We start from the raw sequence: 14961 nt of genomic DNA, 5'->3' as shown, positions 1-14961 counted from the left end.
TCTTAGGAGTGGCAACTATATTGTCACTCCTTGCTCATAGTTTCGTCCTTTTTCGATTATTTAAGGATGGCACCTTATTTACGGGTAAAGGTGATGGTATCGCACAAATGATTCCATTTCAAATGTATTTGTATGATAAATTCACACATTTGCATTTCTTTTATGATATTGACTTTGGCATAGGCGGAGACTTTTTTAGAAGTCTTGCTTATTACTATTCAACTGCCCCGCTTTCATATTTAAATTTCGCAATCGTTTGGCTTAGCAATATCATCTTACCAATTGATACGACTGACCCAGTTTTCTGGGCAAAGAATCAATTTGTCATTTCTATTATAAAGCTTACGTTTATTATCTTTACGACTTATAAACTTTTACGTTATATCAATCTTAATCAACTTTCAAGCTGGGTTGGTGCATTTATATATGGCTGGTCTACAGCATATTTCTTCTTTACGTTTACATGGAGTTTTTTTAGTGATGTGATGTTATGGTTGCCTTTAACTATCTTAGGCATGGAACGTTTCTTTCATGAAAGAAAGATCGGGCTATTTATTACAGCGATTGCACTCACATTACATTCGAATTTTTACTTTAGCTATTATGAATTTATTTTTGTTTTATTTTATTTTCTGTATCGCATTATTTACCCAAAAGAGACCGATGTCGTTGTTCGTATTCAAAAAGTATTATTATTATCGATAGCCTCAATACTCGGTCTTGGTATAGCAGCTGTAGGTATATTTACTGGAATATCAAGTTATTTGATGAATGATAGAACATTACCACCAATTCAGGTTAAGCCATTCATCGATATGGTAGGTTTTTATAATCTATTCTATGATGGCTATTACGTTGTTATTTGCTTTATCACCGTTCTGGCATTAATGTCATTTAAAATGTATCGACATTATATGTACCGACTGTTTGCAACGATTACGTTAATCTTTATGATTTGTTCATTAAGCCCATTATTCGACAGTTTTTTTAATGGCTTTTCAATCGATCAGCGTCGCTGGATCTATCTACTCGTATTTACATCAGCTGTATTGATTGCCCACTATTTAAATCATTTAAGACAAATTGATTTAAAGACATTTCTGATTTCACTTATTCCGGTATGCATTATTTATCCGGTATCAATGTATGGTCATGAAAAAGCATTGATGTGGTTATTGTTTATTCCAATCATCTGTATCATAATAGGTTTCTATTTATACAGTAAAAATAGAACTACATATCAATTATTACATGCAACCATCATTATTATGAACTTAGTTTTTGTCTATGATTATGTGACGCAGCAGATGGATACATTACATCCTGCAAAAGAACATAATATTGATTTCTTAAACTCTGAAAACTTTAATTCAAAGACCCAGCAAAAAATAATCAATGGTATTAAGAAAGACCAATTGCCTGGTGAACGCATTGAATGGCAAACTTCAAGTACCCATAATACACCGATGTATCAAAAATTCAATGGCATTAAATTATATTCATCAATCTTTGATCAGGACATTTTAAAGTTTTATGATAAAGAACTGAATATTACGATGCCGACAGATAGCAACTCTATCTATTATGGCCTTGGAGAACGGGCAAATCTTTATAGTTTATTTAATGTCGATACTACAATCAGAAATACAGAAAGCAGTACATTACCCTATGGTTTCTCAAAGGATAAAACATACGCTGAACCTAATGGTACCAAACAATATATTGTCTATAACAATGAAAATCAACTACCATTTGTCCGCGTTACAAACAATGTGTATAATGTACAGACACTAAACACACCTATCGACCGTGAACATGCGATGTTAAATGGTGTAGTCCTTGATAGAAAGGGCAAAGCATCTAAACAACCTGCTAAAAACTTATTAGATCAATCTCAAATCACTTATAAAGATGCTACATTTGATGGTAATAAATTAATTGTTACTCAGGAAAATGGTGGTCCGAGAATACAATTACCTCAAGAAATCGTCGATCAATATAAAGATCTCTATGTCACTTTAAGCATAGAATCAAAAACATTTAAAGATTTTCATTATGTCTGGATCAATGAGATTTATCAATCACGTAAACCTCTTGATGATGACTATCGTCGATTTAATCCAACGATAACATTGAAAGTTAAATCAAGTGCTTTATTAGAATTAAAACTTAAACCTGGTGAATATCGTTACAAACTAAATGGCATCTATGGTGAGGATTATAAAATATTAAAACAAGCAGCAAAACAAAAAAATAATCATCAGTTCACACAAGATAAAGATAAGATGATTATTAAACTGGGTAAGCATCATGGAGGTTACGCGGTTATTCCGGTACCCTATTTAAAAGGGATGAAAGCTGAAGTAGATGGAAAGACAAGTGAAGTTCAGGAAGGTAACTATTTAATGACAGTTGTCCCAATTAAAAAAGGAGCACAGCAAATCATTATTCGCTACACGCCTCCCTATTTTCACTTGATGCAATTTATCTCAATAATATCTATTATTATAGCTATCCTGTTTACTAAAGCAGTCTATCAACGTAAATTCTTACATCATAAACGAAACAGCATTACTTATAATGAAGAAGATAAACAGTTTGATCATCATTTAACAACTGAGATGTATGGAGATGAAATAAGTGAATAATGAAGCAAATCAACACGCATTAAATTTTTCTAAGCGCATTATTTCAAATTGGTTCTATTACTTTTTAAGTGCATATACTATGTATGCACTTTTCACTCTTTTTACTATTGATTCCAACAATTTATATTTTCATTTGACACGTCCATATGAGTTCTCAGTGGTTTGTCTTTCAGTTTTAGCCCTTGCAATTGGATGTTATTTTATGAATCGTTTCATACCTATTTCTCCATTTGAATTAACAAGTATATGTTTAAGCGCTTATATGATAAGTGTTTGTTTAAAAGCACCAAGCCCTTTAATCATTGTCGGTTTTCTAGTAATCAGTATCATGATATTTACGAAACTATTATTTGAGAAAAGCACGGTTGCGATATTTATCGGTATTTGTTTTATTGTAATCATGATTAAAGGAATATTTTTACATGATGCAAATGGTGAAGCTTTACAAAAGTTCAACTATGTTATCACAGATAAAGAGAAAGATTTAAAAAAAGGGTTATTAACTGGACTATATCTATCAATTTTTATGGTTGGTATACTTTATGTATTACAACGCTCTAAAATTTCTGATAAAATAATTCATAAATTAAAGATAAAACATATTTTAATGACGCTTGTTATCGTTATCCTGATTATCATGACAACTTACACATCGATAATCATGATTGGTAAAGAGCTCGTCATGGGTTTTGCAACATATGACAAAGGATTATTTACACAAATGTTTGAAAGTATGCGTCAAGGAAGAGGCCCGATGACTTCGCTTGAAAGAGATCAGTGGATGTCACATTTTCATGTGCATGTCTCACCAATATTTTATTTAATGCTCCCTTTCTATATGCTATGGCCGAAACCTGAAACGCTGGAATTATTACAGGTGCTTGTTACAATGAGCGGTATTATCCCGCTATACTTAATACTGAAACATTTCCAGTTCAACCGAGTAATACAATCATTGTTTTTATTACTATTTATTGTTACACCAACACTTTCAAGTTCTCATTTATACGGCTTACATGAGAACTGTTTTCTTACACCACTTTTGTTATGGTTAGTACTGGCAAACTTAAAAGGCTGGACGTATCGTCTAATTATTATTTTAGGATTCACATTACTCATTAAAGAGGATATTATGATCTATATTATTGCGATTGGATTGTATTTTACTTTTCAAAAAGAATTCAAAATATCTACGAAACGTACAATCTTTATCGTAATAACTCAAATTTTTATACCAATATGTTACTTTGCAATATGTATGTATTATTTAAATACAATTGGTGATGGTTCAATGACAACGCGTTTCACAAACTTTATGTTGCCAGGACAAACGGGTCTAAAGGATGTAATTATCAACATATTCATAAATCCAACCTATTTCCTTAGTGCGCTGTTTACGTTTAATAAAATCAAATACATCATCACCCTGCTATCAATGTATGTATTTTTACCACTAATACAGAAACATTGGATCAATTATATACTACTGCTTCCAATGCTGGTCATTAATCTATTAAGTGATTTCCCTTATCAGGCTGACTTCGGCTTTCAGTACCATTATGGAAGTACAGCATTGTTATTATTTATGACAATGCTTGCAGTAAATATATTACTCAAAAAAAGAGATTCAATCAATGAACAGGATCAAAAACAACAATTAACCTTAATGACGAAAGGTCAACGCAACATCATATTATTATTAACGTGCGCATGCATTATGTCAGCGTCAATATTCTTTACACTGATGCATCCATCAACTTACGGTATTAAAGCATATGCTAGACAAAGTACGTATTTTAAAGAAAAAAAGCAAACGTTAAAATCACTGCCACAAAATAAAAAAATATTGGCATATGGCTTTTATACGACGCAGCTTGCTCAAAACAAATATTTATATGATCTTGATTATCATAATGATAAAAAAATTGATACGAATATTGAGTATGTTGTTGTTCCAAGAACATTATCAAGTGATGGTTCTGCACAGTCTCAGTTAATCGCACAATATATGAATCATGGTTATAAAGAATACCGCTTATCTACACCAGAGATTCTAATATTAAAAAGATAACGAAAAATGCATGAGGCTGTTATGAAGTAAACCCTTAAATGAATCTTTAAATTCAACTTTAAGGGTGTTTATTTTTAATAAAAAAGCCACTTCATTTCTGAAGTGACTCAAATTGTTGCTTCTATTAACGAATTTCTTTAATACGAGCAGCTTTACCACGAAGGCTACGTAAGTAATAAAGTTTCGCACGACGTACTTTACCACGACGTAATACTTCAATTTTCTCGATTTTAGGTGTATGTACAGGGAATGTACGCTCAACACCAACACCATAAGAAATCTTACGAACCGTGAAAGTTTCAGAAATTCCGCCACCGCGACGTTTAATGACAACACCTTCGAAAACCTGGATACGTTCGCGAGATCCCTCAACGATACGTACGTGTACTTTTAAAGTATCTCCAGGACGGAATGATGGTAAGTCTGTACGCAATTGGTCTTTTGTAATTGCATCGATTAATACATTATTTGACATATTATTCTTCTCCTTCTACCTATGTTCTTAAGGCTTTGCTCAGCGGATCATAGTGATTTATGTGTTTTTCACACTTTTATAATTATACTAGGTTACATAATACAAGTCAATATATTATTTATATTATCCTATTTATTATCTTTCAATTGCTTTAATATTTTTAAATCTTGCTCAGTTAAAGGATAAGTTTCTAACAAATCAGGACGACGTTCAAACGTTCTTTTTAAAGATGCTTTATGACGCCAATCTGCAATGCGTTTATGATCGCCGCTCATTAATACGTCTGGCACCTTTAACCCTTGAAATTCTGCCGGTCTTGTATATTGAGGATGCTCCAGTAAACCACTTGAAAATGAGTCATCTTCATGAGATACTTCATTACCTAATACTTCCGGTATTAGCCGAACAATCGCATCCGTCATTGTTATCGCTGCATATTCTCCACCTGTTAATACAAAGTCTCCTAAAGAAATTTCATCTGTTACAAGTTCTGTACGAATACGCTCATCATATCCTTCATAATGACCACAAATAAATACGAGATGGTCTGCATGTGCTAATTCCTCTGCTTTAGCCTGATCAAATCGTTTTCCTTGGGGACACATTAAGATAACACGTGTTTTATCTGTGGTAGCAAGACTATCCATCGCATTGAAGATTGGTTCTGGTTTTAACACCATCCCTTGCCCCCCACCATATGGATAATCATCAACTTGATGATGTTTATTATTTGAATAATCTCTAAAGTTAACAGTATTGAATTGAACGATGCCCTTATCTTGTGAACGTTTCATAATAGAATGATTTAATATATCAAACATTTCCGGAAAAAGTGTTAAATAATCAATTCTCACGATAAAAGACCTTCCATCGCTTCTATTGTAATACGTTTATTTTCAATATCAATTTCTTTTACGACATCTTCAATATATGGAATAAGATGCTCTTTTTCTCCACGAATTACCCAAACATCATTTGCACCTGTTTCAAAAATATCTGTCACTTTACCGATTGATACCCCATCATTAAAAACTTCACATCCAATGATATCACTATAATAATATTCATTTTCTTCTAAAGGTAGTGATGAAGTATCAACATCCTGATACACATCAAGACCTTTATATTGTTCAACGTCATTAATATTATTAATGCCAACGAATGAGACCATATGAAAGTTCTTATGCACACGATATGACTTAATTGTAAGTTCTACTGTTTCATCTTTAAAAGGAATCAATAATACTTTACCGGGCTGAAACCGTTCTTCAGCAAAATCAGATGCTGATAATATTTTAACCTCACCTTTAACACCATGCATATTTACAATCTTTCCAACAATTACATTCATTATGATTACCTCCACTCATCCTCATAAAAAAAGAGTACCAAAAATGGCACTCTTAATCAATTTCTACAAACACTTTCTTACTTGACTCGTTATTAGACCCTGAAACGACCGTTCGAATCGCTTTCGCAATACGTCCATGTTTACCTATTACTTTTCCAACATCATCTGAATGTAGTATTAAATGATAGGTAATACTCGTTGCATGTTCTTCTTTTTCAATCTTAATATCTTGCGGATGATCGACGAGTGGTTCAATAATCGTTTGTAATAATTTTTCCATCGGAATTACTTCGCGATTTTTTGGTTATGGAATTTTTCCATGATACCTTGTCCAGACAAGATATTACGTACTGTATCAGTAGGTTTAGCACCTTCAGCTAACCATTTTAAAGCTAACTCTTCATTAACTTTAATTTCAGCTTCTGGTTTAGCAACCGGATTATATGTTCCGATTGCTTCAATGATACGTCCGTCACGAGGTGAACGAGCGTCTGCTACTACGATACGATAGAATGGGTTTCTTTTAGATCCCATACGAGTTAAACGAATTTTTACTGCCATAATTAAATCTCTCCATTTCATAACTTTCTACAAGAATTAATAATAACAGACTCTTTTCTTCCTGTAAAGTATTTTTTCTTTACAGATTAATTATTTATTTTCAAAATGTGCATCAACAATTGGTTTAACTTTCGTGCCGTAAAGTTTTATCGCATGCATCACTTGCTCATGTGGCATTGATCCCATCGGTAGATGAATCATAAATCGTGTTAAACCGAGCGTTTCCATCGTATTAATAATTTTTTGGGCAACGCGCTCTGGGCCACCTACATACAACGATCCGTGTTCAATTTCAGTCATATAATTTTCCATTGTATACGCCCCCCAGCCACGTTCTTTTGCAAGTACTGCATGACTCGCGGCCATTGAAGGATAATATGCTTTAAAGGCTTGTTCATCCGTATCTGCAATGTATCCCCATGAATGGTTGGCAATCACCAACTTAGATAGATCATGGGCATGTTCTCTTGCCGCTGCTTTATATATTTCAACATTATAACGAAATCTCGCTGGATTACCACCAATAATCGCATATGTAATCGGCAGCCCTAAAATACCAGCCCTAGCTGATGATTCAGGTGTACCACCAGTGGCCAAATGAATCGGTATCTCTTTTTGGACAGCACGTGGGTATACACCCAAACCATTTATCGGCGCACGTGTTTTACCTGACCAATTTACGATTTCATTTTTGTTGATATTTATCAGTAAATCCAATTTTTCTTCATATAATAAATTATAATCATTTAAATCGTAACCGAATAATGGAAATGACTCAATAAATGAACCACGGCCAGCCATTATTTCTGCACGGCCATTAGATAAAGCATCTAATGTTGCAAATCTCTGATATACTCTGACGGGATCATCAGAAGAAAGTACAGTAACTGCAGATGTTAGTTTAATATGCTTTGTCTGTGTTGCTGCTGCAGCTAGTACAGTAACAGGATCTGACACTGCGAAATCTTTACGATGGTGTTCACCTAATCCATATATATCTAATCCGACTTCTTCGGCGAGTTTAATTTCTTCTACAATATTTCTCATTCTTTCAGCAGCAGGTATTTTCGGTAAAATGCCTGCTGGTGTATGAATATCACTATTATCTCCAAATGATGTTAAACCTAATTCAACTTTCATCTTTAAACCTTCTCTCTCAAGATATAATTAATATACTAAATATAATATTTATATGATTTTTTGTCAATTATCGAGTATTTCATTAAAAAAACTGTAGACATTAACTTCTAATTGAAGTGGTTGCCTACAGTAATAAACTATGAAATATAAAATCATTATCTAATTAAAATGGTAAATTCATACCCGCAAATGGATTTTTGCCTTTTTTACCTTTTTTCATTCCGCTAAACTGCTTCATCATTTTCTTCATCTCATCAAACTGTTTAATCAGTTTGTTGACTTCCGATAAACTACGTCCTGAGCCTTTAGCAATACGTTTTTTACGACTCACATTGATGATCGCGGGATTTTCACGCTCTTCTTTCGTCATACTTCGAATAATCGCCTGTATATGATCAATTTGCTTTGGATTCATATTCAGCTGATTAACCTGCTTCATCTTATTTGCACCCGGTATCATTTTAAGCAGATCATCTAAAGGTCCAAGTGCTTTCACCTGTTCAAGCTGATCCAGAAAATCATCAAAAGTAAATGATGAAGTACGCATCTTTTGTTCTAATTCTTTTGCTTTCGATTCATCAACTTGAGATTGAGCCTTTTCGATTAAGCTTAATACATCACCCATACCTAAAATACGTGATGCCATACGTTCGGGATGGAAAGGTTCTAAGCCGTCCATCTTCTCACTCATACCAACAAACTTAATAGGTTTTTGCGTTACGCTACGAATAGATAGCGCCGCACCACCACGTGTATCTCCATCAAGTTTAGTTAAAGTAACACCCGTAACATCTAATTGCCCATCAAAGCTTTCAGCAACATTTACTGCATCCTGACCAGTCATTGAATCTACAACGAGCATTATTTCATCAGGTTTCGCTACTTCTTTAACATCTACAAGTTCCTGCATCAGCTTCTCATCAATATGCAGTCGACCTGCAGTATCGATAATCACAAAATCAAGATGTTCCTCTTGTGCATGTTGCAATGCGCGTTCTGTAATTTCAGCAGGAGATACTTGATCACCTAAAGTAAATACAGGTATATCGATTTGCTTACCAACTGTTTGTAACTGCTGGATTGCTGCTGGTCTATAAATATCACAGGCAACAAGTAAAGGTCTTTTATTATATTTCTTTCTCATTAATAGTGCAAGCTTACCTGCAGTTGTTGTTTTACCTGCCCCTTGCAAACCCACCATCATAATAACTGTCGGTGGTTTCTTGCTCATATTAATCTGAGTGTTTTCTCCACCCATCAATGTTGTTAATTCATCCTGTACAATCTTAATGACTTGTTGTCCAGGTGTTAAAGAACTCATAACATCTGAACCCAGTGCGCGTTCCGAAACAGTTGCAACGAACTGCTTAACAACTTTAAAGTTAACGTCTGCCTCAAGCAATGCTAAACGTACTTCACGCATCATCACTTTTATATCCGCTTCAGTAACTTTACCTTTTCCTTTAATTTTCTGCATTGTAGCCTGGAGTCGATCTGATAATCCTTCAAAAGCCATACAATGACCCCCTTATTCTATTTTCTGTAATGCTTCAATATATTGATTAATCTTATCTTTGTTAATTGTTACCTTTGCTAACTCTGTTTGAATGCTATTAATTAATTGTTGTCTTTCTTCAAACTTTTCATATAAGCCTAGACGCGTTTCATAATCTTCTAATAATTCGTCAGTACGTCTAATATTATCATAAACAGCCTGACGTGACACATTAAAAGTTTCTGCAATTTCAGAAAGTGATTCATCCAGTAAGTAATAGCGCTCCAAATAATTGCGCTGTTTATCTGTTAATAATGACTGATAAAAATCAAACAAATAATTCATGCGCATCGTTTTAACTAAATCACTACTCATCTCGAGCATCCTTTAAAACTTCTGCTGCTTTGTTTTCTTCCTCTGTAGATTGTTCAATCATATCAGCAAATAATCCGTATACATAACTTTCTGCATCGAATGGCTGCAGGTCATCCAGCTTTTCACCTAGTCCGACAAACTTAACAGGAATGTGTAATTCATTACGTATAGCAAGTACGATACCACCTTTTGCTGTACCATCTAATTTAGTCAATACGATACCTGAAACATCTGTTACTTCTTTAAAAGCTTTCGCTTGAACTAAAGCATTTTGACCGGTCGTTGCATCAAGTGCCAATAATACTTCATGTGGTGCACCTGGTACAGCTTTTGATAATACTTTCTTCACTTTTTCAAGCTCTGTCATTAAGTTCGCTTTGTTTTGCAAACGACCTGCAGTATCACAGATTAAAATGTCTGCACCGCGGTTCTTCGCAGCATTTACTGCATCATACATAACAGCTGCTGGATCTGATCCTTCCTTCTGTTTAATGACTTCAACACCGACACGGTCTCCCCATACTTGTAATTGTTCAATAGCACCGGCACGGAAAGTGTCTCCTGCTGCAAGCATAACTTGCTTACCTTGCGCTTTATAACGGTGCGCGAGTTTACCGATTGTTGTCGTTTTACCAACACCGTTTACCCCAACCATTAAAATAACAGTTAACTCGCCTTCTTGAATATTCATCTTTTGAAGTTCATCGTCTTCCTGCTCGTAAATTTCTACAATTTTTTCAACGATAACTTCACGTAAATCTGCTGTTTCAGTGATATTTTGGCGTTTCGCTTCCATACGTAATGATTCTACAAGTTCCATCACTGTATTAAATCCGACGTCCGCCTGAATTAACATTTCTTCCAATGCCTCGAAGAAATCTTCATCTACAGTACGATACATCGCTAATAAATCATTTAATTTATTCTGGAAGTTTTCACGAGATTTCTCTAAACCTTCTCGGAATTTCGCACCAAGCTGTTGTGATTCCCATTCTTCGAACTCTTCTATAGAGATTAAATCATCATCTTCAAAGTCAAATTCCCAACCATTAGATTGTTTCTTAGGTGCTGACTTTGTTTCATGCTGTGGCTGTTCAAATACATCTACCGGTTTATGATCGTACGTTTTCGTTTGACTCTCGCTTTGGGGATCGATATCCTGTGTTCCAATATCATCTAATGGTTGCAGGTCATCTTGTAAATTTTTCGGTTCCTCTTTTGCGACGAATCTATCTTTAAGTTTCTTAAAAAAACTCATTATTTAGTCAGCTCCTTTAGTTTTTTATCATCTAAATCTTTTAAATTCACGCTAACAAGTTGTGTTATTCCAGAGTTTTGCATCGTAACACCATATAAACGATCGCTTTTTTCCATCGTACCTTTTCGATGCGTAATTACGATAAACTGCGTATCATGTGTTAAAGTACTTAGGAAATCAGCAAATCGATTAACATTTGCTTCATCAAGTGCCGCTTCTACTTCATCTAGTATAACAAATGGCGCACTTTTTGCCTGTAAAATTGAGAATAATAATACAATCGCAGTGAGCGCTCGTTCCCCACCTGATAAAAGATTTAAATTTTGACGACGTTTGCCTGGTGGCTCAACAAATATGTCAATACCCGCAGTCAGTACATCTTCACTTGTAAGTTGTAATAATCCCGTACCTCCACCAAACAACTGTTTGAATATACGTTCAAATGCATGAGATACAGTTTCAAACGTCTCCATGAAACGAATAGAAACTGTCTCATCCATTTCACGAATAATTGATTCTAAATTTGCTTTCGCTTCTAACAAATCCGCTTCCTGGTTTGTTAAAAATTCATAACGTTCACCGACTGTCTTATATTGCTCAATCGCATTTAAATTAACGTTACCTAGTTCTTCGATAGAAATCTTCGTTAAACGTACACGGCTACGTAGATGTTCTAAATCTGTCTGGAAGACATCGGCGACACCAAGTGTTTCCCAAACATAATCTTTTGCTGCTTCAAATGTCATCTGATATTGCTCAAGTAAATGATTAAACAGGTTATCCAGTAGAACATTTAGCCTCGAATGCTTTCCTTTTAATTCACCTACTCCATTTTCAATACCACTAATCTGACGCAATAATTCATTATATTCTTTATCCATATTGTCAATGGATGAAGCAAGTTCAGATAATTTTTCATCTTCAGTCTGGATAAGCGATTCAATCGTTAATTTTTTTTGAGATAAAGTTCTTAATGTTTTTTCTTTAGCAAGAATTTCCTGCTCAACAGCTTCTACATTTATTTGAGTTGCATCCAGATGCAGTGCATCTATTTCAGCTTGTACGTCTTTGATTTGAGCCATACGTTCATTTAATATATCAGTCTGATGCGTAATATTTGTTGTTAATACTGCAAGTTCATGTTTCGTATCATTAATATTATCATTTAATTTTTTTTCAATAGACTTCTTATCGCTCGCATTAGTATTAAAATTTTGAATACGTGCATTTAAATTAACCAGTTCTAATTCGATTGTCTTTATCGTTTCGCGATGCACTTTAATAAGCTGTTGTCTAGAAGCAATGTATTCAGATTCTTTCATGAATGATTCTACTTCTTCATGCATCACTTTTAGTCGGCGTTCTTTAGCAGTTGCTTCTTCTAATGACAATTTCAGTTGATGCACATCATCACGCAATGCTTCGCCATCAATACGCAACTGGTTCACTTTCATTTCTTCAGTTGTTATCGTTTCTGATAATGTATCAACCTGCTTTTTAAGTTGCTCAGTAGATGCGCTAAATTCTGCAAGTTGATTTGTTACAACTTGTAAATCATTTCGTGCTGTTAAAGCTTGCGTCGGTTTATTTTTACTTCCTCCAGACATTGATCCGCCCGGATTAACAATATCCCCATCTAATGTCACGATACGATATTTAAACCCGATTGCTTTGGCGATTTCATTAGCATGCTTTAAAGTATCACAAACAAGTACATTTCCTGATACATTATCAATAATTGATTGATATGTTTGCTCTGTGTGAATGAGTTCATTCAGAGTATTAATAAAACCTGGCATATTGTTTACTATTTGACGTACTTCATGTGTAATTGATCTCGGTTTAATCACTGAGAGCGGTAAAAATGTTGCTCGTCCATACTTTTTATCGCGTAAAAATTGAATTGCTGCACGTCCCGCCTGTTCATCATCTACGATAATATGTTGTAAGCTTGCGCTAAGTGCGCTATCTAACGCATCATTAAATTGTATATCTATTTCAATGACATCTAATACAGTTGTGTGAATACCATTTAATTGTTCTTTATGCTTTAACAACATACGTACGCCTTGATAATATCCTTGATACTCTTCCTGCATTAACGTTAAACGTTCTCTTTTACGCTCTAAATCTTCAATATAACGGCGTGCTTGTGAATATTTCTCACGAACTGTACTATAATCTGCTTTTTTAAATTCAATGTCAGAAAGTTTATGTTTATATGACTGACGTAATTTATCAAGTGCATTGGTTTTAGAATTAATCGTATCATTTAAATGCACAATCTTTTGCTGAACCGCTTCAAAGTCTTGTTCTACATTATAATTGATACTTTGTTGTTTCGATTGTTTCTGGTTAAATTGTTCGACTTCTTTTTCAATGAGTTTTATTTCATTCGACAGTGCAGTTTGCTCGCTTAACTTTTCATAATAGCTATCACGTGTTTCATCGATCAACGTTTCGATATCTGAATCTAGTTCTGCTAATTCCTTTTGTTGCGCTTTTAATTGACGATCTAACGCTTTCTTATTCGTCAATAAAGTTTGGATCTTCGCTTCAATTTCTTCTTTTCTTGCTAATTCCTTCGTTAACTGTTCATTATATTTTTTTAAACGTTCGTTTCGTTGTGCTGAGGATTCATTCTGGTTTGTTAAACGTTCTTTTAAAACGTTCACCTGACCGATATATCGTTCAATTTGTTCAGTAGTTGAGAGGAGCGATTGATTCAGTGTATGAATGCTTTCCTGAAGTTCTTTTCTTTCTGATTTATGTTGTGATAACCTCTCATTAATACGATCACTTTTTTCTTTTTTAAACTGAATCAGCCCATTAAATTCATTGATTTCCTTTTCATATTTAATAAATTCTTGTCGAGTCGTTTCAATATCAGCAATTGTCACTTGTATATCAGCATCTTTCATTTCTTCAGAAAGTGCTAAATATTCTTCAGCGATACTTGCTTCAATCTTTAAAGGTTCAACTCTATCTTTTAAGTCATAGATGATATCATGTACACGCAATAAATTACTATTCGTGTCTTCTAGTTTGGATACTGTTTCTTTTTTGCGTTTTTTATATTTTAAGACACCAGCCGCTTCTTCAATTAATTGTCTGCGTTCTTCTGGTTTTGCGTTTAATACTTGATCGACTTTCCCTTGAGAGATCATACTAAATGCATCTCTGCCAAGTCCGCTATCTAAAAATAATTCCGTTACATCTTTAAGACGACTTTTTTGTTTATTTAATAAATATTCACTATCACCATTGCGATATAATTTACGCGTTACTTCAACAATATCAGCATCAATGTTTAACATGCGCTTTTGATTATCCATTGTAAGTGTTACTTCAGCATAATTTTGAGGCTTTCTGTCCTGTGCACCGGAGAATATTACATCTTCCATCTTGGCACCACGTAAACTCTTTGCTGATTGTTCACCGAGTACCCATTTTATCGCATCCGTTATGTTACTTTTTCCTGAGCCATTCGGACCGACAATTGCTGTTACACCTGAATCGAAATTAACAGTTGTCTTATCTGCAAATGATTTAAATCCATATGCAGAGACTTGTTTCAAATAAACCAT

General features: G+C 34.3%; 12 protein-coding genes. 2 read left to right on the top strand and 10 right to left on the bottom strand.

Annotated features, from left to right (window positions below; translation table 11 throughout):
- Positions 1 to 8: 8 nt before the first annotated feature.
- Both BHX94_RS09020 and BHX94_RS09015 read left to right on the top strand, forming a co-directional pair.
- The gene (locus BHX94_RS09020) at positions 9 to 2648 is read left to right on the top strand and encodes a YfhO family protein (RefSeq protein WP_170120815.1); all 2640 of its coding nucleotides are present in this window, start codon (positions 9 to 11) and stop codon (positions 2646 to 2648) included.
- Positions 2649 to 2850: 202 nt separating this feature from the next.
- Complete coding sequence (locus tag BHX94_RS09015) at positions 2851 to 4719, top strand: DUF2079 domain-containing protein (RefSeq protein WP_170120814.1); 1869 nt, start codon at positions 2851 to 2853, stop codon at positions 4717 to 4719.
- Positions 4720 to 4843: 124 nt separating this feature from the next.
- Here BHX94_RS09015 and rplS read toward each other — a convergent pair whose 3' ends face one another.
- The 10 genes from rplS to smc all read right to left on the bottom strand — a co-directional run bounded on the left by rplS (position 4844) and on the right by smc (position 14961).
- The gene (gene rplS, locus BHX94_RS09010) at positions 4844 to 5194 is read right to left on the bottom strand and encodes a 50S ribosomal protein L19 (protein ID WP_096076732.1); all 351 of its coding nucleotides are present in this window, start codon (positions 5192 to 5194) and stop codon (positions 4844 to 4846) included.
- A 128-nt stretch (positions 5195 to 5322) separates the two neighbouring features.
- Complete coding sequence (gene trmD, locus BHX94_RS09005; RefSeq protein ID WP_096076733.1) at positions 5323 to 6048, bottom strand: tRNA (guanosine(37)-N1)-methyltransferase TrmD; 726 nt, start codon at positions 6046 to 6048, stop codon at positions 5323 to 5325.
- Entirely contained in the window at positions 6045 to 6545 is a 501-nt protein-coding gene (gene rimM, locus BHX94_RS09000) for a ribosome maturation factor RimM (protein WP_111746032.1), read from the bottom strand. The genes trmD and rimM overlap by 4 nt, the downstream gene beginning before the upstream one ends.
- A 52-nt stretch (positions 6546 to 6597) precedes the next feature.
- Positions 6598 to 6825, bottom strand: a complete 228-nt coding sequence (locus BHX94_RS08995) for a KH domain-containing protein (protein ID WP_096076735.1) — start codon at positions 6823 to 6825, stop codon at positions 6598 to 6600.
- 5 nt (positions 6826 to 6830) lie between these two features.
- Entirely contained in the window at positions 6831 to 7106 is a 276-nt protein-coding gene (gene rpsP / locus BHX94_RS08990; protein WP_096076736.1) for a 30S ribosomal protein S16, read from the bottom strand.
- Positions 7107 to 7196: 90 nt separating this feature from the next.
- Positions 7197 to 8246 (bottom strand): LLM class flavin-dependent oxidoreductase, encoded by a 1050-nt coding sequence (locus tag BHX94_RS08985; RefSeq protein WP_111746030.1) that lies wholly within the window; start codon positions 8244 to 8246, stop codon positions 7197 to 7199.
- 163 nt (positions 8247 to 8409) lie between these two features.
- Complete coding sequence (ffh, locus tag BHX94_RS08980; protein WP_111746028.1) at positions 8410 to 9762, bottom strand: signal recognition particle protein; 1353 nt, start codon at positions 9760 to 9762, stop codon at positions 8410 to 8412.
- A 12-nt stretch (positions 9763 to 9774) separates the two neighbouring features.
- The gene (locus BHX94_RS08975; protein WP_111746026.1) at positions 9775 to 10116 is read right to left on the bottom strand and encodes a putative DNA-binding protein; all 342 of its coding nucleotides are present in this window, start codon (positions 10114 to 10116) and stop codon (positions 9775 to 9777) included.
- Positions 10109 to 11374, bottom strand: a complete 1266-nt coding sequence (ftsY, locus tag BHX94_RS08970; RefSeq protein WP_111746024.1) for a signal recognition particle-docking protein FtsY — start codon at positions 11372 to 11374, stop codon at positions 10109 to 10111. The genes BHX94_RS08975 and ftsY overlap by 8 nt, the downstream gene beginning before the upstream one ends.
- Complete coding sequence (smc, locus tag BHX94_RS08965; RefSeq protein WP_111746022.1) at positions 11374 to 14961, bottom strand: chromosome segregation protein SMC; 3588 nt, start codon at positions 14959 to 14961, stop codon at positions 11374 to 11376. The genes ftsY and smc overlap by 1 nt, the downstream gene beginning before the upstream one ends.

The organism is Macrococcoides bohemicum (assembly GCF_003259675.1).
Lineage (GTDB): Bacteria > Bacillota > Bacilli > Staphylococcales > Staphylococcaceae > Macrococcoides > Macrococcoides bohemicum.
Note: the sequence above shows the minus strand (reverse complement) of the source record. Positions and strands in the feature narration are given on the sequence as shown.